Origin of the sequence: Rhizobium binae (genome assembly GCF_017357225.1) — a bacterium.
Lineage (GTDB): Bacteria > Pseudomonadota > Alphaproteobacteria > Rhizobiales > Rhizobiaceae > Rhizobium > Rhizobium binae.
In genome coordinates this window covers 77,965-98,536 of record NZ_CP071608.1, presented here as the reverse complement: position 1 = coordinate 98,536, position 20,572 = coordinate 77,965, and the positions used below count along the sequence as shown (strand labels likewise).

At 57.5% G+C, this 20,572-nt stretch carries 19 protein-coding genes, 6 pseudogenes and 1 riboswitch; of the genes and pseudogenes, 17 read left to right on the top strand and 8 right to left on the bottom strand.

The annotated features are described in order from the left end of the window. Window positions 1-8 precede the first annotated feature (8 nt). Together tnpB (J2J99_RS29680) and J2J99_RS29675 are read right to left on the bottom strand one after the other, a co-directional pair. Window positions 9-353: an IS66 family insertion sequence element accessory protein TnpB gene (tnpB, locus tag J2J99_RS29680; protein ID WP_168302450.1), complete on the bottom strand. Its 345-nt coding sequence runs from the start codon at window positions 351-353 to the stop codon at window positions 9-11. Further along, the gene (locus J2J99_RS29675; RefSeq protein WP_246735488.1) at window positions 350-700 is read right to left on the bottom strand and encodes a transposase; all 351 of its coding nucleotides are present in this window, start codon (window positions 698-700) and stop codon (window positions 350-352) included. Before J2J99_RS29675 ends, tnpB (J2J99_RS29680) begins: the two co-directional genes overlap by 4 nt. A gap of 713 nt (window positions 701-1,413) precedes the next feature. Between J2J99_RS29675 and J2J99_RS29670 the strand changes: the two are divergent. After that, window positions 1,414-1,647 (top strand): annotated as a pseudogene (locus tag J2J99_RS29670) (ornithine cyclodeaminase); the annotation flags it as partial. Window positions 1,648-1,965: 318 nt separating this feature from the next. On the opposite strand, the pseudogene J2J99_RS34795 reads toward J2J99_RS29670, so the two are convergent. After that, window positions 1,966-2,159: pseudogene (locus J2J99_RS34795) on the bottom strand (IS5/IS1182 family transposase); the annotation flags it as partial. A 208-nt stretch (window positions 2,160-2,367) separates the two neighbouring features. On the opposite strand from J2J99_RS34795, the gene J2J99_RS29660 reads away from it, so the two are divergent. The 8 genes from J2J99_RS29660 (at window position 2,368) to rpsU (ending at window position 9,113) form a co-directional block, all read left to right on the top strand. Next, window positions 2,368-2,679 carry a hypothetical protein gene (locus tag J2J99_RS29660; protein WP_168302354.1) on the top strand — a complete coding sequence of 104 codons (312 nt, stop codon included), beginning with the start codon at window positions 2,368-2,370 and terminating at the stop codon, window positions 2,677-2,679. Window positions 2,680-3,088: 409 nt separating this feature from the next. Next, window positions 3,089-3,799, top strand: a complete 711-nt coding sequence (locus J2J99_RS29655; RefSeq protein WP_168302353.1) for a hypothetical protein — start codon at window positions 3,089-3,091, stop codon at window positions 3,797-3,799. Between the two features lie 197 nt (window positions 3,800-3,996). Further along, a riboswitch (TPP riboswitch) is annotated at window positions 3,997-4,108 on the top strand. 93 nt (window positions 4,109-4,201) lie between these two features. Next, the gene (gene thiC, locus J2J99_RS29650) at window positions 4,202-6,028 is read left to right on the top strand and encodes a phosphomethylpyrimidine synthase ThiC (RefSeq protein ID WP_168302352.1); all 1,827 of its coding nucleotides are present in this window, start codon (window positions 4,202-4,204) and stop codon (window positions 6,026-6,028) included. Between the two features lies 1 nt (window position 6,029). Then, complete coding sequence (thiO, locus tag J2J99_RS29645; RefSeq protein ID WP_168302351.1) at window positions 6,030-7,001, top strand: glycine oxidase ThiO; 972 nt, start codon at window positions 6,030-6,032, stop codon at window positions 6,999-7,001. Then, window positions 6,998-7,195 carry a sulfur carrier protein ThiS gene (gene thiS / locus J2J99_RS29640; protein ID WP_128412792.1) on the top strand — a complete coding sequence of 66 codons (198 nt, stop codon included), beginning with the start codon at window positions 6,998-7,000 and terminating at the stop codon, window positions 7,193-7,195. Before thiO ends, thiS begins: the two co-directional genes overlap by 4 nt. 3 nt (window positions 7,196-7,198) lie before the next feature. Further along, window positions 7,199-7,972: a thiazole synthase gene (locus J2J99_RS29635; protein ID WP_168302350.1), complete on the top strand. Its 774-nt coding sequence runs from the start codon at window positions 7,199-7,201 to the stop codon at window positions 7,970-7,972. Continuing rightward, on the top strand, window positions 7,969-8,589 hold the full coding sequence (locus J2J99_RS29630; protein ID WP_168302349.1) for a thiamine phosphate synthase: 621 nt from the start codon (window positions 7,969-7,971) through the stop codon (window positions 8,587-8,589). Before J2J99_RS29635 ends, J2J99_RS29630 begins: the two co-directional genes overlap by 4 nt. Before the next feature lie 284 nt (window positions 8,590-8,873). Next, a complete protein-coding gene (gene rpsU / locus J2J99_RS29625) occupies window positions 8,874-9,113 on the top strand; it encodes a 30S ribosomal protein S21 (RefSeq protein WP_168302348.1) in 240 nt (79 codons plus the stop codon). 191 nt (window positions 9,114-9,304) lie between these two features. Here rpsU and J2J99_RS29620 read toward each other — a convergent pair. Then, window positions 9,305-10,038: pseudogene (locus tag J2J99_RS29620) on the bottom strand (SDR family NAD(P)-dependent oxidoreductase). 492 nt (window positions 10,039-10,530) lie between these two features. Between J2J99_RS29620 and tnpA the strand changes: the two are divergent. From tnpA to tnpC, 3 genes are read left to right on the top strand one after another with little or no spacing between them, the layout of a single operon-like run. Beyond that, window positions 10,531-10,950: an IS66-like element accessory protein TnpA gene (gene tnpA, locus J2J99_RS29615; protein ID WP_205919397.1), complete on the top strand. Its 420-nt coding sequence runs from the start codon at window positions 10,531-10,533 to the stop codon at window positions 10,948-10,950. After that, window positions 10,931-11,284: an IS66 family insertion sequence element accessory protein TnpB gene (tnpB, locus tag J2J99_RS29610; RefSeq protein ID WP_168302461.1), complete on the top strand. Its 354-nt coding sequence runs from the start codon at window positions 10,931-10,933 to the stop codon at window positions 11,282-11,284. Before tnpA ends, tnpB (J2J99_RS29610) begins: the two co-directional genes overlap by 20 nt. 51 nt (window positions 11,285-11,335) lie before the next feature. Beyond that, on the top strand, window positions 11,336-12,922 hold the full coding sequence (gene tnpC, locus J2J99_RS29605; RefSeq protein WP_207600943.1) for an IS66 family transposase: 1,587 nt from the start codon (window positions 11,336-11,338) through the stop codon (window positions 12,920-12,922). Between the two features lie 449 nt (window positions 12,923-13,371). Here tnpC and J2J99_RS29600 read toward each other — a convergent pair whose 3' ends face one another. Next, a complete protein-coding gene (locus tag J2J99_RS29600; RefSeq protein WP_168302100.1) occupies window positions 13,372-13,668 on the bottom strand; it encodes a hypothetical protein in 297 nt (98 codons plus the stop codon). A 357-nt stretch (window positions 13,669-14,025) separates the two neighbouring features. Here J2J99_RS29600 and vapB point away from each other — a divergent pair, with 357 nt between their 5' ends. Both vapB and J2J99_RS29590 read left to right on the top strand, forming a co-directional pair. Further along, window positions 14,026-14,262: a type II toxin-antitoxin system VapB family antitoxin gene (gene vapB / locus J2J99_RS29595; protein ID WP_168302099.1), complete on the top strand. Its 237-nt coding sequence runs from the start codon at window positions 14,026-14,028 to the stop codon at window positions 14,260-14,262. Next, on the top strand, window positions 14,262-14,681 hold the full coding sequence (locus J2J99_RS29590; RefSeq protein WP_018496488.1) for a type II toxin-antitoxin system VapC family toxin: 420 nt from the start codon (window positions 14,262-14,264) through the stop codon (window positions 14,679-14,681). Before vapB ends, J2J99_RS29590 begins: the two co-directional genes overlap by 1 nt. 147 nt (window positions 14,682-14,828) lie before the next feature. Here the strand turns inward: J2J99_RS29590 and J2J99_RS29585 are convergent. Further along, window positions 14,829-15,154: pseudogene (locus tag J2J99_RS29585) on the bottom strand (DDE-type integrase/transposase/recombinase); the annotation flags it as partial. On the opposite strand from J2J99_RS29585, the pseudogene J2J99_RS34285 reads away from it, so the two are divergent. Together J2J99_RS34285 and J2J99_RS29580 are read left to right on the top strand one after the other, a co-directional pair. Continuing rightward, window positions 15,149-15,652, top strand: a pseudogene (locus J2J99_RS34285) (ABC transporter permease); the annotation flags it as partial. The pseudogenes J2J99_RS29585 and J2J99_RS34285 overlap by 6 nt on opposite strands. Window positions 15,653-15,954: 302 nt before the next feature. Next, complete coding sequence (locus J2J99_RS29580; RefSeq protein ID WP_131702666.1) at window positions 15,955-16,389, top strand: ACT domain-containing protein; 435 nt, start codon at window positions 15,955-15,957, stop codon at window positions 16,387-16,389. Between the two features lie 822 nt (window positions 16,390-17,211). On the opposite strand, the gene J2J99_RS29575 is transcribed toward J2J99_RS29580, so the two are convergent. Both J2J99_RS29575 and J2J99_RS29570 read right to left on the bottom strand, forming a co-directional pair. Then, window positions 17,212-17,445 (bottom strand): helix-turn-helix domain-containing protein, encoded by a 234-nt coding sequence (locus J2J99_RS29575; RefSeq protein WP_131702551.1) that lies wholly within the window; start codon window positions 17,443-17,445, stop codon window positions 17,212-17,214. 559 nt (window positions 17,446-18,004) lie between these two features. Continuing rightward, window positions 18,005-18,845, bottom strand: a pseudogene (locus J2J99_RS29570) (sugar ABC transporter substrate-binding protein); the annotation flags it as partial. A 255-nt stretch (window positions 18,846-19,100) separates the two neighbouring features. On the opposite strand from J2J99_RS29570, the gene repA reads away from it, so the two are divergent. After that, window positions 19,101-20,363, top strand: coding sequence for a plasmid partitioning protein RepA (gene repA / locus J2J99_RS29565; protein ID WP_168302098.1), 1,263 nt, complete (start codon window positions 19,101-19,103; stop codon window positions 20,361-20,363). Window positions 20,364-20,572: the final 209 nt, after the last annotated feature.

Sequence of the window (20,572 nt, the reverse complement as noted above, 5' to 3'; positions counted from 1 at the left end):
CAGGGCTTTTACCCAACAAATTCCGGCCGTTTCACCGCAACCGTGCGCACACGTTTCCAGTCCATCCCGTCAACCAGGGCAAGGAGCTGCGCGTGATTGAGCTGCACGCGGGCATGTCCGATCTTCGGCCAAACGAACTGATTTTTCTCCAGCCGCTTCGAATAGAGGCAGACGCCGGAGCCGTCCCACCAGGCGATCTTGACCCTGTCCGCTCTCTTGGCGCGGAAAACATAAAGCGAGCCACTGAACGGGTCATTGCCAGCATCGCGCACCAGCGACAAAAGGCTATCGGGACCTTTACGGAAGTCGACCGGGTGGCTTGCCAGAAACACCTTCACACCCGACGGGATCATGCTGACCGCACCGCACGCAGGACACGAGCAAGATGAGCCTCATCGATGTCGGCACCCGCCCGGATCACCGTGTCGCCGATGATGATCTCGATCGTCGGACCTCTGCTGCTTGCCGGTGAAGGCAAACCATTCCCCGATGCCGTCGTGGGTAATACCGCAGCTTTCCGGCGCGCATGGCGAAGCCACGTGAATAACTGCGACGGATCAATTCCGATGCGACGCGCCACCGCCGATATGTTGGTGCCCGGCTGCATCGCTTCGACAACCGCTTGCGCCTTGAATTCGTCTGACCAACGCCGAACCTCACGAGGCGCGCCTTCAAGACGACTGGCAACGGCTTCGATCATATGGAAGCTTCTAGCTTCGGACATAGGTGCAGACATAGAAGTTCATACCAAAGCTCATTCATCGCTCAGGCACGAATAGACCCTCAACATCAACCTCGCCAGATGGGGTCTCTGCATCGCTTACCTACCGGTCGATATCGCGTGTGTTTGATCAGAAATGTTTGGAAGTGACAGAGTAATAAATGGGACGTGGTCTTGATCTGTGTCCGCGCCACTTTTTTGAGCCAAAGCCTGCAGAAATTTCGCTGTTGCTAGACTTCCCATTCCCCCTACCACTCCAAGCGGCTTTTTTAACCCAATTATGTGGGGAGGACGGGCATCTGCTTGCGGGTTGATATCAGACATCAGAACATCTCATCTTGCTGTAGAATGGATTTGGTACGACATGAGGGCACCGTGGGCGACTGCAATCGAAGTTTTTCTTCACCAGTCACCACGGAACTTCTCTTAGTTGGTCTCGGCAGCTCAAGGCCATGTGAGTCATCATCGTTGTCTCCTTGTTTCCGTCTGTATGTACTTAGTGAGTTCAAGCCCCGTGGACGTTTGATGGAGCGATCATGGACGAGCGGTCCGGGGCGGGCGCGTACCGAGGCGAGCGCCTGCACGTTTTATAGCCCTGCGGCAGGTGACAGCCTTTGGGGGCGGCCATCAATCGAGCGTTCCGACGATCAGCCGCGGTGGCCGGAGGGATCGGCTCTACGATGCCGAAATGAGCCCGTAATCTCGCTGGTCGTGGCTTTACGATCGAGCAGTGCTCGTCAGTCGAAGAAGCCGGAGCCGACATCTTCACCACAGGGACGGCTGACAAATAGTGCGCGACCATGCTGTCGGATAACCATGTCGGACCTGGAATCCACATCAACGCGGTAGGTGGCAAATGCCCCGGCAAGAGGGAACTGAGCAAGGATATCCTCCTCTTTGTGGAATATCCGCCACAGACCCGCATTACACCTTGCATGGCAGCCGACGGGAAGTAAACCCGCTCCCAACTGCGGCGCAACTCGCGACGGCCCACAAGCAGCTTCCGATCTGGCAGGAGCGTTCACCCCCGGCAGGGAAGCTCATGGGAGCGATGCACCGATCATTCCCAAGCGGGGAGCGATAGACAAACATCCAAGCATTGCCGCGGCGTGATACGCTCATGGCCCGCACGTTTGGCCAGACCGTGTAAGAAATCCGCCGGGCGCTGTTGCTTGGCCGTTAAACGTCTTGTGGAGCTTCGAGCGCCGCCGACGACGACGAGCTGTCCTTGCGAATCTTTGGAACGGCTGATTGTGCCGTGCGGCGAATGGATTTCGGGCGCAAAGCCAAGCATGCCTGAGAAGGGCGCAGTTGATCTGCTGACTAGGGGCGACCTGGCCCGCAGACGCCGCCCGATGATAGCCTTGTATCGTCCGATTGCCATTTCGACCAGCGGGCGTCTGCCGTGGCCTTCAAAGACCTGCCATTCCATCCAGCCACCCAAAGCTGTGAAAATCAATATATGTAAGTATATATGCAATAATATACCCTATCACTCACGAACTTTTCACACGGATATTTGCCATGTCTCGAACGAAAACGATATACTATAAGATATATCCGTCTCATCTGTTGCGTTGCTGACGTATTTCATGAATTGTCCTGAATAGGAGCTACGACAGCACAGTGCAGGAAGATTACTTCCTATGAATGCTGAAATCTTGCCGGCGACATCATCGTCGGGAGGCTTGCACAAGGAGCACGATGACATGCATCAGAAAAAGCAATCAGACAAGCGCCTTGGCTCCTCGCATCTGCAGTTGGCAACCATCGACGGTGTGTCGCTGCCTGGTCTGCAATTGTCACTCGAGCGGCAGGAGGGCTCCGGGTCGACGAAGAAGACCTTTTTCCAACAATGGCTCCTGGATTTTGCTTTCGGTTGCGAGCTATTTTATCCGATCCAGCTATATGAACATCTCGCAACGAGCGAGAGGACGACAAAGGCGCTAAACCGTTAAGTGAATTGGGAGAATTTGGACCGGCCGCCACGTTCCTCCTTTGAAATCCACGTCTATTGAGTTTCCATATTCCGGGATGGAAGCATCGGCTCAGTCGCCAACGCTTGCAAACTCCAACAACAAGTCGGCGAGCGGATGGAGGATATCATGGACGACCTTGATGCGACGCAAGCAAAGGACGGCTCGGGCACACAGGCTTCAACAGGTGTGAACCAGCACGGCAGGAACATCGGAAGATGGTAAGAAAGTCTATCGGGAACCCGACCGTTAAACGGTACCCGCAAGGCGCAGTTCAAATCTTGCTGCTGGCATCAAATACGCTGACAACGCGCGCTCGCCTGCCAAAATCAAGGAAATTTGACGCGCAGGGTTCGCCCATCAAATTCACCGCAGAAAGGATTCGTTCTCCGTGTCATTTTGTTCTTCGAAACGCATTCGCATCGCCGCACTTGCAGCGACTGCCATCGTGCTGGGCACCCAGATCGCAATTGCGCAAGAACCGTCTATAGGGTCTCAGTGGCTGAACTCGCCAACATCTCGAGTGGAAGCGCTTGCGGTCCTTCAGACCTTGAATGCCAATCTCCTGAGTAACGCCAGTGCTACGTTGACCCTTGATCGCTGGTGCGCCGCGCACAAGCTCGCACCGGAAGGTTCTAAGATTGTAGCTCAGCGTGTGGGCGGGCAAGACAAGCCGGCCGATGAGCACATCCGTGAACTTCTGACCGTCGGACCCGGTGAGCTGATCGCTTATCGCCGCGTCCGCCTGGTCTGCGGCGACCGCGTCTTGTCGGAAGCCGACAACTGGTATGTACCCGCAAAATTAACTGCAGAGATGAATCAGGCTTTGAAGACCAGCGATATCGCGTTTGGCAGAGCCGTTCAGGCTCTTAATTTCACTCGCACAAACCTGTCTGCCAAGTTGCTCTGGTCCCCTCTATCCGAAGGCTGGGACATGGACGGCTTAACAGCGCATGAAACAAGTTCCCTCAGCCTGCCGCCGTTCCTGCTCGAACATCGTGCCGTACTGAAACTTCGAGACGGCACGCCGTTTAGCGCCTTGGTCGAAAGCTACACGGACAAAGTACTAGACTTTCCAGTTCCGCGCCTGCTTTCTCAATAGCGCTTCGGTAGCTCAGCATACTTGCTGAATTGCGCGGGATAAAAATCGACAGCCACTGCATGCGACAAAAGCGCCTGCCTTGCGGAAGCGTGCCGTCGGGCGACTGACTTGTCGATTCGTTGATCGCGGCGACGCACGATCCTGAGCCATCGCAGATGGTCACTTGACAGTCCTCTCGGCAAGCCTCTACCCTTTTTGGCATTCACCAGGGGGGTCCCGGCAAGGGGCTGAGATACTGCTATCGCGCGCAGTGACCCGTTGAACCTGATCCAGTTCATACTGGCGTAGGGACGGTGCAAGCGCTCGAGAGGTTTCGGATTCACGCGTGGAATCCGTGCCGGCGTCTTTCCATCATTCCGGCTGAGGACTGGGTCTCCAAACTCAAACTTGGAGCCTCAAACCGTGAACATCGCCGCAAAGAATATCACCCCAACCGTCACCACCGGCCCCTTGCCGACATCCAGGAAGATCTACAGTCGGGGGGACATCCATCCCGACATTTGCGTGCCGATGCGCGAAATCAGCCTTCATCCGACATCGGGCGAGCCGCCCGTTGTCGTCTACGACTCGTCCGGCCCCTATACGATCGAGGGCACCGAGATCCGTGTCGAACAGGGGCTGCCCTCACTGCGACGTGACTGGGTTCTCGCCCGCGGCGACGTCGAGGCCTATAAGGGCCGCCATGTCCGTCCCGAAGACAACGGCTTTGCCAGCGGCGAAAGGCTGACGCCCGAATTCCCCGCGCTACGCCAGCCGCTGCGCGCAAAGGATGGCAGTGCAGTCACCCAGCTCTCTTATGCGCGCGCCGGCATCGTCACGCCCGAGATGGAATTCATAGCCATCCGCGAAAACCTCGGCCGCAAGGCGCAGGAGGAGGCAATGGTTCGAGACGGCGAGAGCTTCGGCGCTCATATTCCGGACCATGTGACGGCGGAATTCGTCCGGCAGGAAGTGGCGGCGGGACGAGCGATCATCCCCGCCAACATCAATCATCCCGAAGCCGAGCCGATGATCATCGGCCGCAATTTCCTGGTGAAGATCAACGCCAATATCGGCAATTCGGCCATCACGTCGTCGATGGCCGAAGAGGTCGAGAAGATGCTCTGGGCGGCGCGCTGGGGTGCCGACACCGTCATGGACCTTTCCACCGGCCGCAACATTCACAACATCCGCGAATGGATCATCCGCAATTCGCCGCTACCAATCGGTACCGTGCCGCTCTACCAGGCGCTGGAGAAGGTCGAGGGCATTGCCGAGAACCTGACCTGGGAGGTGTATCGCGACACGCTGATCGAGCAGGCCGAACAGGGCGTCGACTATTTCACCATCCATGCCGGCGTGCGGCTTCACTACATCCCGCTCACCGTCAACCGCGTCACCGGCATCGTCTCGCGCGGCGGCTCGATCATGGCCAAGTGGTGTCTCCATCATCATCGCGAGAGCTTCCTCTACGAGCATTTCGAGGAGATCTGCGATATCTGCCGCGCCTATGACGTTTCCTTCTCGCTCGGCGACGGCCTGCGTCCTGGCTCCATCGCCGATGCCAACGATGCAGCGCAATTCGCCGAACTGGAAACACTGGGAGAGTTGACCAAGATCGCCTGGGCGAAAGACTGCCAGGTGATGATCGAAGGCCCCGGCCATGTGCCGATGCACAAGATCAAGGAAAACATGGACAAGCAGCTCAAGGTCTGCGGCGAGGCGCCCTTCTATACGCTTGGACCGCTGACGACGGATATCGCACCGGGTTACGATCACATCACCTCCGGCATCGGCGCAGCAATGATCGGCTGGTTCGGTACGGCGATGCTCTGCTACGTCACGCCCAAGGAGCACCTGGGGCTTCCCGACCGCAACGACGTGAAGGTAGGCGTCATCACCTACAAGATCGCGGCCCACGCGGCTGATCTCGCCAAGGGGCATCCGGCAGCACAGCTGCGCGATGACGCGCTCTCGCGTGCCCGTTTCGAATTCGGCTGGGAGGATCAGTTCAACCTCTCGCTGGACCCCGAAACCGCCCGCAGCTTCCACGACGAGACGTTGCCGAAGGAAGCCCAAAAGGTGACCCATTTCTGCTCCATGTGCGGCCCGAAATTCTGCTCCATGCGGATTTCGCACGATATCCGCGCCGAAGCGCAGAAGGAGGGGCTAGACGCGATGGCAGCGCGTTATCGCGAGGGCGGCGACCTCTATATGCCAGTTCAAACCCTGCAACATTCGGGCGAATGAGATGCGTGTGCTTGTCAAAGGGGCCGGCGTCGCCGGCCTGACGGTGGCGCATGAACTGCGCGCTCGAGATGCCGAGGTCACCGTGCTGGATCCATATGACGGTTTCCTGCGTGCTGCTTCGTGGCTCGCGGGCGGAATGTTGGCGCCTTGGTGCGAGCGGGAGAGTACTGATGACGCAGTACTCACGCGCGGTCTCACCGCCGCCGACAAATGGGAAGCAATGGTGCCGGGAGAGGTGCGACGAAACGGAACGCTCGTGGTCGCCTCTGCTCGCGATCTTGGTGAACTGCGACGCTTTGCCTGCCGCACGACGGGTTATGAATGGCTGGACGAGCCGGCGATCGCGGCGCTGGAACCCTCCCTTGCCGGGCGGTTCCGGCACGGGCTGTTCTTTCGCCGCGAAGCCCATCTCGATCCTCGGCGAGTGTTGTGTCTGCTGCGCACCAAGCTGACGGATCAGGGGGTCACCTTCGTGGGCGAGAGGCCGCACGAGAGCTTCGACAGTGTCGTCGATTGCACGGGCGCAGCGCAGATCGGCGAGGTAAAGGAATTGCGCGGCGTCCGCGGCGAAATGCTTTACCTTAGAAGCTTCGACGTGGATCTCTCCCGGCCGGTCCGCCTGCTCCATCCGCGTATCCCCGTCTACATCGTCCCGCGAGGAAACGGTCTGTTCATGGTCGGCGCGACGATGATCGAGACGGAATTCGACGGGCCTATAGTCGCCCGCTCACTGATGGAACTGCTCAACTCTGCATACACGCTATTTCCGGCCTTTGCCGATGCAACCATAATCGAAACGGGTGTCGGAATCCGCCCAGCCTTTCCAGACAATCTTCCACGCGCAAGCCGTCAGGGAAAGGTGATCTCGCTCAACGGCCTCTTCCGCCACGGCTTTCTGCTCGCGCCAGCCATGGCGGCCGAGGCGGCTGAACTTGTCTTCAACCAACATACCACGGGAAGGAATGCCTCATGAAAGTGATCGTTAATGGCGAGGCCCAGGATGTCGCGGCTGAGACGCTGTCGGAGCTTTTAGTCCTGATGGAATACGAGGGTGACTGGCTGGCGACAGCCGTCAACGGTGAGCTTGTCCATCGCGAAGACCGCTTCGATCGTTCGCTCAACGACAATGACAGGATCGAAATCCTGTCGCCGATGCAGGGAGGCTGACGGATGCTGACGCTCTATGGGGCCGAAATAAACTCCCGTCTGCTGCTCGGCACAGCGCAATACCCCTCTCCTGCCGTCCTCTCCGAGGCCGTCTGGCAGTCGGCGACGGAAATCGTCACCGTCTCTCTTCGTCGTGAGATGTCGGGGGGCCGCAGCGGTGGTGCCTTCTTCGAGATGATCCGCGCGCTCGGCGTTCGTATCCTTCCCAACACTGCAGGTTGCCACAGCGTCGCGGAAGCGGTGCTGACCGCAAAGATGGCACGCGAGCTGTTCGCCACCGACTGGATCAAGCTCGAGGTCATCGGCAACCATGATACGCTACAGCCGAACGTCTTCGGTCTCGTCGAGGCGGCTCGCACACTTGTCAGCGAAGGTTTCGAAGTCTTCCCGTACACGACCGACGATCTGGTCGTGGCCGAACGACTGCTGGAGGCCGGCTGCAAGGTGCTCATGCCTTGGTGCGCACCGATTGGCAGTGCTGCCGGGCCGCTCAATCCGACAGCGCTCAGAGCAATGCGGGCGCATTTCCCCGACGTGTCGCTGATCGTCGATGCCGGCATCGGCCGGCCGTCGCACGCAACTGCGGTCATGGAGCTTGGTTTCGATGCGGTTCTGCTCAACACCGCCGTTGCCGGCGCCGGAGATCCCGCGGCGATGGCAGCCGCCTTTGCCGCGGCAATCGCCGCCGGCAATCAAGCCTTTCACGCCGGCATGCTGGAGCCACGCGACATGGCCGTCCCCTCCACGCCGGTGATCGGAAAGGCGGTATTCACATGAAGCTTGATCCGTTCTACCTGATCGTCGACAGCGCCGAATGGATTGCCCGGCTGGTACCCCTCGGTGTCAAGCTGGTGCAGTTGCGCATCAAGGATCGTCCGGAGACTGAACTATGCGCCGAGATCCGTCGCGCAGTAGCAGTCTGCGCTAAACATCAATGTCAGTTGATCGTCAATGACTACTGGCGGCTTGCGATCGAGGAAGGTTGCGGCTTCGTACACCTCGGCCAGGAGGACCTCGCGACAGCGGACCTCGACGCGATCCGAGCGAGCGGCCTGAAACTCGGCCTCTCAACGCACGACGAACGTGAGTTGGAAACCGCACTGGCAGCAAAGCCTGATTATATCGCACTCGGCCCGGTCTACACGACGATTCTCAAGCAGATGAAATGGGCACCGCAAGGACTGACGCGGCTGAGCGAATGGAAATCGCGCATCGGCGATCTGCCTCTGGTCGCCATCGGCGGGTTGAATGTCGAACGGATCGAAGACGTCCTTGCTCACGGGGCGGATAGCGTCGCGGTCGTGACCGACGTCATGGTGCATGAAAATCCGGAACTGAGGACAAAGCAATGGATCGTCGCGACAGCGCAGGCGAGAATCCGCAATCTTCAATAGGTCCTCAGGAAGCCATTGGCAATGGATTGTAAATCAGCAGATCGCCACGGAAATGGCACCATCAAAAAATCGGAGTTTGAACAATATGGACACCGAAAGCTCATCGGTCTTCAAAGGATATGAACTTCTGACCCATCAACCGCTGGCAAAGTTTACCTCTAGCCCATTCGCGATCGTGCCATGAAACAGTGACGACAAAGAATTTAGGCAAACGGTCTTCCAAGCCTTGCTCGTAAAAGCACATGGATCTAATGAGGCGCGTCAGTGATCCTAGGGAGTTTAGAATGCAAGTTTTGGTACGTGATAATAACGTTGAGCAAGCGCTCCGTTTTTTGAAAAAGAAGTTGCAGCGCGAGGGCGTTTTCCGGGAGGCGCGACTTCGGGAGCGTTTTGAAAAGCCGTTCGAAAAACGTGCTCGTGAGAAGGCCGAGGGTATCAGGCGCGTCCGTAAACTCGCTCGCAAAAAGCTTGAACGGGAAAGCGGTATTTCGGCCCCAAAGAAGGCGAGAGCTTCTGGTCGCTAGTGGGGATCGAGTGACGGATGTTTCGTCTGTCGAAGGTATGACGGCCGAGGCCGTACGTTATCGACCGTGATCCGGCCTCCACCCAATTCCCGCTCGCTTGGGGGCTCCGCGCCAATACGGCTATCTGCGAACAGCGTTAAGTTTACGGTGCCCGCCGATCGCATTCCACGACCGCCCCTCCCCTCGGCAGATCAGACATGCTGTCCGCCGTTGATGTGGATTTCGGCGCCATTGATGTACGAGGAGGCGTCACTGCATAAAAAGTATATTGTTTCTGCCACTTCGCGGGGCGTTCCAAGCCGAGCCATCGGGACTTCTTGCTCGACCAATGCGTTGGTGCCCGGCGACAGGATTGGTTTCGATTTCGCCTGGAGCGATCGCGTTTGCACGCACACCACGCGGGCCGAACTCATGGGCGAGTTCGCGGGTCAAGGAAGCGAGGCCTGCTTTTGACGCCGCATACGCAACGCCCGCAAAAGGATGAACGCGCGAGCCCGCGATCGAGGTCACATTGACAATGAGACCCTTGGCCGCCTCAAGCTCCGGCAGGAGTGCCCGCGCGAGCAGCGCCGTCGAGATCAGATTGACGTTCAGCACTTTCGTCCAGGTTTCAGCATCGGTTCCGCGAACGCCCAGCCTTGATCCGCCCGGGCCTTTGGGCGAAATGCCGGCATTGTTGACCAGTGCGTGAAGCTTCCCATCAGGAAGACGCTCCCTAACCGCTGCGACTAGCGTGCCGACCTGAGAGAGATCTGCAAGATCAGCCTGTATGTGACTCTCCTTTGCTGTCGGCCAGGCGCATTCCTCTGAAAATGGCTGTCGCGACACTGTGAGGATGCGCCAGCCTTTCTCCTGAAATAAACTTTACGGTTGCGTGGCCAATCCCGCGGCTTGCGCCTGTCAACAGCATATATCCGGTTGCCATAAGACCCTCATACATCTAGATATATGATGCCTCATAAATGAGAAAGCGTCTGGCGCAAGATGTACGTTTGCCTACGCTCAAATATTATCGCATCGACGTCCACACAGACGTCATTCAGCAGCAGCTACACTCACATGCGCAAGGATGACTCGTCCACCCTGATCGATGTCGTCCATGATTGCCCGCGCCGCCCCCTCCCCCGCTGCCGATATCCAGTCTCATTACTTGCGTACGAGCGCTGGGTGATCAACCGGCACCCAGCGGCCATCTTGGTCGTGTGAGATGCTCGCGTAGCTTTGTTCTGGTGTCCATTCCGGCGTCTCGGCAAACTGGAAAAAGGGCTCAGATCCGAGTGACCACCCAAGCCGATCGACGGGGTATATTGAGCTGCAAGCATAATCACACATGCGTAAGCGCGAATTTCTATGCGCCTTTTGAAGCGGAGTGCTCTGATGCATGAAGTGTCCACCAAAAACAGGTGGACACCAAATCATGGACGATGCTCCTAAACTGCAGGTGCGGCTTGTTGGCCGCGACGGTCGCCGTCGATATGACCCTTCCTCCCGAGATCAGCTTGTCGCAGCGTGTTTAGAGCCCGGCGTTTCGGTTTCGCGTCTAGCTCTGGAGCACGGCGTCAACGCCAATCTCGTTCGCAAATGGGTGAAGAGAGCCAAAGAAGATAGTGCATTGCCTGCGGTATCTACGTTCGTTCCGGTTCAGATAGCTACGGATATGCACTCGTCTTCTGCCAGCGGTCCACTGACGAAGGTGGAGCCGGTGGGCAAGCGATCTCATGCATCCAAGCTGAGCGCGGTGCTGCCGAACGGGGTCAGCCTGACGCTGGAATGCAGCGATGTCGATGGTCTGGCGGCAATCATAGGAGCGTTGAGCCATGTTCAGACTGGGCGCTGATCTGCAGGTCTACCTCCACCGGGAACCCATCGACTTCCGCGCGGGCATCAACAGCCTCGCGGTCCTTGTGCAAGAGGTGATGGAGCTGGACCCGTTTGCTCCATCGGTGTTTGCCTTCTGCAATCGCAGGCGTGACCGGGTGAAGCTCTTGTTCTTTGATCGGTCCGGGTTTGTTATGGTCCTGAAGAAGCTAACGGAAGACCGGTTCAGGTGGCCCCGTCGGGAAACTGCGGTGGTGACGCTGACGACAGAGCAACTCCACTGGATCCTCGACGGCATCGATATCGATGCGATGGTCCGCCATCCCGTGCGGCAGTATCAGATTGCTGGCTGAGGATGGCGAATTGAGATTGACGCGCAGGGGCGGTTCAGATTCAAGAATCTGATGACGCGCACCGGCGAACCGAGCATTGCAGAACTGATGGCGCAATTAGCAGCCAACGCTGCCGAAATCGCCGCGCTCAAAGCCGAGAAGGAAGCGCTCTCGCAGCGGGTCGTCAAGCTGGAAGAAGAACTGGCACTGGCAAAGCTCCATCGCTTTGCACCCCGCAGTGAGAAGCACATTGATCGTCTCTTCAACGAGGCCGAAGAGGCTGCGGTCGAAGGTGGTAGCGAGGAAGACGATGACGTCGAGCTTCCGGATACTGGCTTGCCTGCGGCCGAGGGCGTTACGGGCAAAAAGCGGGGACGCAGGCCTCTGCCGGCAGACCTGCCGCGCGAGCGTGTCGAATACGACCTTGCTGATGATCAGAAGGCTTGCCCGTGCTGCAAAAGCCAAATGCATCGAATGGGCGAAGCCGTTAGCGAGCAGCTCCATATCGAGATCAAGGCAAAGGTCCTGCAGAACGTACGGTTCAAATACGCCTGCCGGCACTGTGACCGTACAGGGATTAACACGCCTGTCGTAATCGCGCCCATGCCCACGCAACCCCTGCCGGGCAGCATCGCCACCGCGTCGACGCTCGCCTTTGCTCTCGTCCACAAATACGTAGATGGCACGCCGCTCTACCGCGTGGCTCAGACATTCGAGCGTGCTGGCGTTCCGATCAGCCGTGGCGCTCTTGCGCATTGGGTCATCGGCTCGAGCGAGAAGCATCTATACCGCATCTATGATGCTTTGAAGCTGCGGCTGAAATCGCAGTCTCTCATCCATGGCGATGAGACGACGGTTCAGGTGCTGAAGGAAAAGGACAAGGAAGCCACCAGCACGTCGTACATGTGGGCGTACCGCAGCAGCGAGAACAGTGACGAGCCGATCGTGCTTCTCGACTACCAGCCCGGCCGCGGTCAGATTTATCCGCAGACCTTCCTTGGTGACTACCGTGGCATACTCGTCACTGATGGCTACACTGCCTGGCGCACATTGAATGGCGCAACCCATGTCGGATGCATGGCTCACTCCAGGCGGCGCTTCGTTGATGCCCTCAAGGCGAGAAAGAATGGAGGCGGACCGCCGGAACAGGCACTCCGGTTCTTCGAACAGCTCTACCGGATCGAAAGGCAGGCGAGAGACAAGACCCCAGATCCAGGGGAGACAAAGGCCGATTGCATTCGCCGTTTCCGCCAGCAGCACAGCCTGCCTGTCCTGAACGCCCTAAAGACGTGGCTCGATAACATCGCGCCGAAGGTCGTACCGGATACCAAGCTCGGCGATGCTGTGTCCTACACCCTGAACCAATGGGATTATCTGACGCGCTACACCAGCGATGGCAGGATGCCGATCGATAACAACATTCTGGAACGCGAGATCAGAGTTTTTGCCACCGGAAGAAAATCGTGGCTGTTCAGCGATACCGCTGACGGAGCCAGGGCCAGCGCTGTGATTTACAGTCTGATGCTGACCTGCCGCGCCTGTGGCGTCGATCCGCTCTCTTGGCTGCGCCACGTCCTCACTGAGCTGCCTCAGCTTGACGAAGCCGACGACATCGGCGACCTGCTGCCCTTCAATTACTCCAAGACCACTGCGGCCTGATAAAGCTGGGTACTGCTACCCAGCTAAGCGCAAGTGTCCGTCAACTGCCGTCAATGCGCATTGAAAATCGCGCTTACGCTTCGAGTTCAAAACGTGGCGCGCGTTCCATCTGTGGGACAATATACGCCGGTGATCTCGTCTTCTGAAATGGCTTCTGCGGGTACGGACCATCGTGACAGTATCCTTCTTTTGAGAGAGTGCCGGTGTCCTCATCGTGACAGGAAGGCGCCGACTTGATGCAGATGGAGCAGGAGCGACGACGTCGAGGGCTTCCTCGCCGGGGACGCCAAAGATGTACTCGACCCCCTCATTCAATCGCCGAGACAAGGAAGTTGGGCCCCTTGACCATGCGCGGATTCTCAAAAATGAGCAAAATTTACCTCCTGACGGATTTATGTATGGATTTTGCTTTTAATCCGTCGGAACGATATAGAATCGTTATATGCCCGTCAACAGCCAAAAAGCTGCCGCGCCAACAAACTTCCGGCTCCATCGAAAGGCCTTTCGTGCCTAATTGAATTTTCTTTTAGTGAGGGCATAGCGAGACAATTTCCGCAGCGAGCTCCGCGGTCCGGCGTCGGCTCGCCTTCGGCCAGGAGGAACGATCGCCAGTCGGTTGCGGAGATCCGCCGCAAAGCGGAGATCAGCCATACATCTGCAATACACCGCCCTTTGTCACGGTCGACGACATAGGTGCCCGTCATGCCAATCGCAATCTCGATACAACACAGATCGGCGGCGAACATTTCACCGCCTTTCGCACTACGCCGTCGAAGTCGCGGCTGCCGGCGACATTGGCGCAAGCACCGGCCTATCGTAAGAGCGGCATATCACGGGTGAGACGCGCATACGCCTTCTACGGATGCTCCTTGCAAATGTGAGCGCGGCATCGCAATCGTCTGTCTAGATTTGGGCGGGGCAGGAACGAACTGTTACCCGAATGGGCCAATACCCGCTGGCGGGTGGACCAGCACACAATTCGGCACGAGCGACCTCAACCTGTTGCGAGATGCGCCCGTCCAAGCGATAAACGTACACACTAAGGATGTACAAGTTGGAAAGCCTAGGATATAGTACATCCACGTACACACAAGGTTGATGACATGCACACCACTAAAGCTTTCAAGAATGGAAATTCCCAGGCGGTTCGCATACCGGCGGAACTGGCGTTTGAGCGAACCGATGTTGAGTTGGAAATCGAGCGCATCGGCGACGAGCTTCGCATCCGTCCTGTGCATCGCTCCCTGGCCGGCGTTCTGGATGTATTCGCCCGCTTCTATCCGGATTTCATGCGCGACGGAAGAGAGTCCCATGAGCAAGAGGAGCGGGATAAGATCTGATGGCGCGTTACATGCTCGATACGAACATGTGTATCTACCTGATGAAAAACCAGCCGGAGCAGGTCGCTCGCCGCTTTGCCAGTTGCTATGTGGGGGACGTGGTGATGTCCGCCATCACCTTCGCGGAACTCGAGTACGGTGTTTCCGCATCCGATGATCCGGCACGAGAACTTGATAATCTCACCGCCCTGGCCGAGCTGATCACGGTAGAGCCGTTTGGGATCGCAGCAGCGCGTGCCTACGGTCCGGTTCGAATGGCGACGAGAGACCGGAAGAAAGATCATCTCGACAAACTGATCGCATCGCATGCGATCGCTCTGGACACGGTATTGGTGACCAACAACACGCGGGACTTCCTGGCGTATCCCGGACTGAAGCTCGAAAACTGGCTGGACGCGGAACGCAGAGAAACCAATTAACCCGTCCCAGCGGCTATGCCGTGAGAGGCGGGCAGGGAGTGGACCTTGACGGGGGTCGTGCTAAGAGTGCCAACGACCAAGGTGCGATCGGCGAAAAGGGCGATGTCAAATTAACTTCTCTAGGTGCGTTTGCGGTATGATGCGGGCTCAGGCCGTCACTGCAGTAGCCATTTTCCGTTGGGCGAACGCATCGAGACGATGCAGGTGAACCGCGATGGCGGAACGCGTTGGGTGTGAAGGGACGACGAGATTTCGCACGGCCGAGAAGATGTTGGTGAAGCGTTGCAACGCACCCGGTGAGCGAAATCGTTGCATCATCCGCTGACGTTTTCGCAGCGGCAGATGCGAATTCTCGGCACGATTGTTCGGGCCCCTTGTGCGATCGATGGTCGAGTAGGCATGACCTGCCGCCGTGCCGCTCCATAGGAGCGGAGCTTGTCGGTGACGATGCGCTTCGGCAGGTATCCTTGCTTCCAGCAGGCGTTCGGCCGCCTTGGTCTTGCGTAATTCTGACCTACCCTGTTCCGTCCTATTCCCTTCGTTGGTTTGAGGAACTGCTTCCGGCGGACACGTGGCGGCGATCGATCGTCAACAGCCTGAGGATTGGTGGCGGGACTACGTTGTTAGCCACCTTACTTGAAATGGCGGCTTCTTTGGGCCTTCGAGCTCGAACCCTTTTGTTGCGCGGACATTCCGCACACTTTCCGTCTGCCAATGGTGGTGCCTGCGGTGGTGCTTGGTGTTCGGATGCAGGTGCTTCTCGCTCGACTCGGCCTGACGAATACCTACTTAGGGTCATCATCACTCATACAGTTGTTGCCGTTCCATTCGTTGTCATCAGTATTGGCGGAGCACTTTCCGGAATCGACGGCGAACGGAGCTTGCATCGCAAAGCCTCGGCGCCTCGCCGTGGATTGTTTTTCGCCGCGTAACGTTTGCCACTTGCAATGCCGGGAATTCTATCCGGTGCTGCGCAGCCGAAATGGCTCGGCACCGCAACCCGCCGCTACCGAACCAACAACAGCAACCAAAAACCGCTGGAGCGAACTCAAAACTGGATAAAACTTGAGGGCAAGGTCAAAACCTGTAATCACAGCTTCAGGCACTTGTCGAAGTCCTTCGCAACGCAAGCTTTGAGCGACGGAATCGATCCAACATCGACAATCTGCCTTATGTCAGTTAAGGAAATCTCATTTGTTCGCTCCCGGTTCCCGTCCTACACAATGACTGACCACCTTAAGACACGATGATTATCGACAGCGGGACCGCTAAAATGACTACTGTGTTGCGAGACAAGTTCGAGATGCTGTCGAATATGAAGCCCTCGCTCGAAGACGGCGAGTATGTGTTCTGCTCGTTACCCAATGAAGGGAGCAAAGTTCACAATCTAAACCCGATCGCGACATTTCATGAAAGAGAAGGCTTAGCAGTCGTCCTCGAGAAAGGAGAGGCGCACGGAGCGGGGTTCGAAACTTCACTTGCGATGCGCCAGATCACTCTCAATGTGAATTCTGCGCTCGATGGCGTCGGCCTCACGGCGGGCGTCGCTGCCTGTCTCGCAGAAGCTGGCATACCGTGCAACATGGTGGCTGCATATCACCACGACCATATTTTTGTGCCGGCGGGCCTAGCTGATCGAGCATTGCAGCTCCTGATATCGCTGCAGGGCGACTCCGCGCGGGCGATGCGCAATGTTGACGGACAATAAGTCGCAGAAGGCCCACGAAGCTTCACTAACTTTGCGAGCAAGCAGCAGCACAGGGTAATATAGAGCCGTCAAATCTGCGGCGGATTTTGTCACACACTGGGGCGAGCGCGTATGAACCTAAAAGGCGGGCATCGACGTGGCACGCTCGTCGCCCGGCGGCAAGGACTGCATTTCCGAATTGGCACTAATCTATCGTGGACGGGTTTCGGTCAGGAGACCGGTTTGCCACTCGCTATGTATCGACTGGCACCCATCTACGCCCATTTGGGTCTTTGCAGCCGATAAATCGGGCCGAAGCTGTGCCGTCCGACAGTTCAATGCAGTTGACTACCAATCGACCGAAGCAACCGATCAGCGTTCTGACGGACATATAGGCAATGCAGGCGAGAATGTGGGCAAGCCAGGCTTGGGCTTCGATCCCGTTCACAATTGGCGATCGTCGTGACAGAGTCTGGGCGGAGAAATCTGCTCGTACGCACGATTATGCGCCCCTACACCAAGTGCGAGCTGGCCCACGACCGAGGCCATCGCTCGGCGCAGGACCATTCAACCCAATATCCAGCGTCGTCCCGGCCGTCGCTCGACCGTTGTCAGGAGCCGATCTGCAGGCGATCACGCCGAATTTACGAGCGAAAGAACTGCGCCAGCCGCGCCATTCCCCTTGAAGAGTCAGCTGGTTGCCGAACATCACAGCCGAGGTTCCCTGCCCTACCCTTGAAAACCGTGCCCGAGTTGAACAGCATCCCATTGAAGCGCCCCGTGAGTTGCTGCACCCACCTTCCTTGAAAAAGGTGCAGCCGTGGAAGAAGCTGTTCAACGATGTCAGCGCGGCGCATCGCATATCTTTTCTAGAATCCCTAGAGCGGATGCAGTCCTTCGAATCCTGGACGCGTCGAAATCCGCGTCATTCTCCAGAGCTGTCACCTCTGCCACAGTCAGACCAGTGGTTTCTGCGACGTCGTTCAGCGAATAGCCACGAGCCAGGCGAGCTTCTGCAAGCAGAGCGCCAACGGACGGGGCAACTGGGGGTTTCGCAATCTTCGAGACCATGTTCATGTCGATTAAGGCTCCTTTTGGCAGCCGGAAAACGTGCATCCGTTTTCTAGCTCCACCGCTGCCGACCGCGTCCGGCAACGGACAGTTTCTTCGAATTCCGCGGGCGCACTTTCTACCAGTTTGTGCAGCAGAGAACAGGTCTGACGCGATGAAGGGCGGACACCCTTGCGTAGCAGCCGACGAGAGGTAACCCAAGCTCCCAACTGCGGCGCACACTCACGACGGCCGACAAGTAGCTTCTGATCTGGCAGGAGCGTTCGCCCCGGTAGGGAAGCTCGTAGGGAGTGATGCACTGATCATTCCCAACCGGAGAACGATGGACAAACAACTCGAGAGTTGCCTCGGCGCGATACGCTCGTGGCCCACAGATTCGGCCAGAGCCTGTGAGAAACCTGCCGGGCGCTGTTGATCGGCCGTCGTCTTGAAGAGATCGCCTGAGAAAGGCGCATGGGGATCAAGCGCAGCAATCTGAGCTCAGGGGCCCTTCATCTTTAAGGATTTGATTCGATCGCCCGAAAAGATGATGCGGGCAAAGCCCGCATCATGTTTGGCATTCGACTCAGTTCTTGGTGACGAAGTCCTTGACGTTGGCAGGCGTCACGAGCTGGAAGGGTATGTAGACCTTCTTTTCGATCTTCTCGCCCTTGGCGAGCTTGAGCGCTGCATCGAGCGAGCCCTTGCCCTGGCCGGCGGCATCCTGGAACACGGTAACGTCAAGATCGCCTGCCTGCATGGCGGCAAGCGCGTCCTGCGTGGCGTCAACGCCGCCGACGACGACCTTGCTCATGTCCTTGCCGGCTGCCTTCAGCGCCTGGATGGCACCGATCGCCATTTCGTCGTTATTGGAGATGACGGCGTCGAATTCGATGCCGCTGGAGAGCCAGTTGGTCATCAGGTCGGCACCCTGGGTACGATCCCAGTTGGCCGTCTGCTCTTCGACGATCTCGATGCCTTTGCACTCGTCCGTCTTGATGACGTCGTGAACGTCCTGGGTCCGCATGCGCGCAGCCTGGTTGGAAAGCTCGCCCATGATGACGACAGCCTTGCCCTTGCCGCCGAGAATGCGGCAGATTTCCTTGGTTTCCAGCGTGCCGGATTCCAGCTCGTTGGAAGCGACGAAGGCCTGCTTGTCCGGCAGCGTGTCGACGTTGACCGGCTGACGGTTGACGTAAAACCAGCGGAATGCCGGCATCGGCCGCGAGCTTCGACATCGCCGTGGTCGCATCGGTATCGACAGGGTTGACGATGATTGCATCGACCTTGGAGGCGATGAAATTCTGGATCAGGCTCTGCTGCTTGGAAACGTCGTTCTGCGCGTCTTCGACCTGCAGCGTCACGCCGCTCAGTGTCTTTGCATAATAGGTCATGCCGTTGCGCAGAACCGTCAGCGCGGCTGGATCGATTGCTTCACCTGCAAAGGCCCCCGCGATGGAGGAACATACTTCCGCTCGAAGACTGACCCACGCCCGAGCCCGAAGCGGGTCGCCGAGGAAATGCTTCGCTGCGCTTTCACGAAGAGGAGCAATACAACTACATCATATGAGGCTGACGAAAGGCCGTCTCGATAGAGCGATGAGGCGAAGCATATTGACTGCTGCCTACCTAATGTCGTAATAGAACCGTCATTCACTACAAAACCCGTCACGAGGTTATTTATGCCACAATCCGAGAAACCAGACGATGAAGAGCGTATAGTGGAGCGCGTTCGGCGCCATAGCGATAGTATTTGGGCTTCCATAAAGGCGCAGGGCGTGGCTGCCAGAGCACCACTTCCCCTCAGGACCTTGCGCTCGTTCTCGTTGGGCGAGGTCGCTGAGATTCTCGGTGTGTCGGGTAGCTATCTGCGCCAGTTGTCAATTGATGGGCAAGGCCCGACACCCGAGCTTGGGACCGCAGGACGACGCTCCTATACACTTGAACAGATCAACGAACTCCGTAATCATCTCGCTTCAGCCCGTCCAAAAGAGGCTTTGAAGTTTCGCCCGCGGCGACGCGAGGGTGATAAGCTGCAGATCATCTCGGTAGTCGCCGGTCCCGCAAGCACCACCACATCGTTTTATCTGGCTCAAGGCCTTGCACTTCAAGGTTTCCGCGTCCTCGCTATAGATCTCGATTCGCACGGCTCGTTATCTAAGATGTTCGGTTTTTACTACTTTGGTTATCCAGTCCACAATGCGAGCATCTATGCGGCGATACGCTTTGACGAGCATCAGGAAAGTATGCGGTCAGCAATCCAACCCACCCTTTTTGATGGTCTTGATCTCGTTCCGGGCTCTGCCGAACTCTCTTTTTTTGAAGAGGAGTGTGGCCGGCGCTTCCGTGGCGAGAAATTGAGGTACCCGGACGCTAGCGCCAGGATGGTGTCTGCGCTTAAGGAAGTTGAGGCGGATTATGATGTGATCGTTCTCGCCTGCGGAGATGGAGACTTTCTGACCGCGGGTGCATATGAAGCAGCAACCGGCGTTCTTGTGACGGTCCGCCCTGAGATGCCTGAGATCGTGTCAATGACCTCGTCCCTCTACTCTTTCACGCATTTCGTCGCACTGATCGAAAGGGCTGGGAGGACCATAAATCATGATTTCTTCAAATATCTGGTGACAAGGCACGATCCGCGTGACGTCTCACAGCAGAAGTCAATCGCAATGTTGCGGGAATCCCTGGGGGATGATCTGTTGACAGCAACCGTCTGGGAGTCGGACGCGATCCGGCAAGCGCGGGACAAAGGCCGATCATTGTATGAGCTCTCAAGCGGAGCGGTAGGCCGATCGTCGTACGAGCAAGCGATGAAATCGCTGAATTGCGCCAATGCAGAGATAATGGACATCATGTTCGAGGTTTGGGGCCGCGCCCCGTTCTATGTCTCGCTGGCTTCGCGCTCGACGACTGCAGGAAAGGCGAGTTCCGAATCCAGAGGCTAAGCAAGTGAACTCACGTATTTTGCGCATCCACGTGCGCTCGACGGATAAGGACCTCAGCAAGAAGATCACATCGGCAGAGGAAAACTAGCAAATGAGGTGTTGCAAGAACATCCCGCATTTGCGTGAGGTTGAACCGCGCCGGATTTACTCGGGACCATTTCGTTCAAGTTATGCGGCCATGGCTGCTTCCGCTTAATACCGCTCTTCAG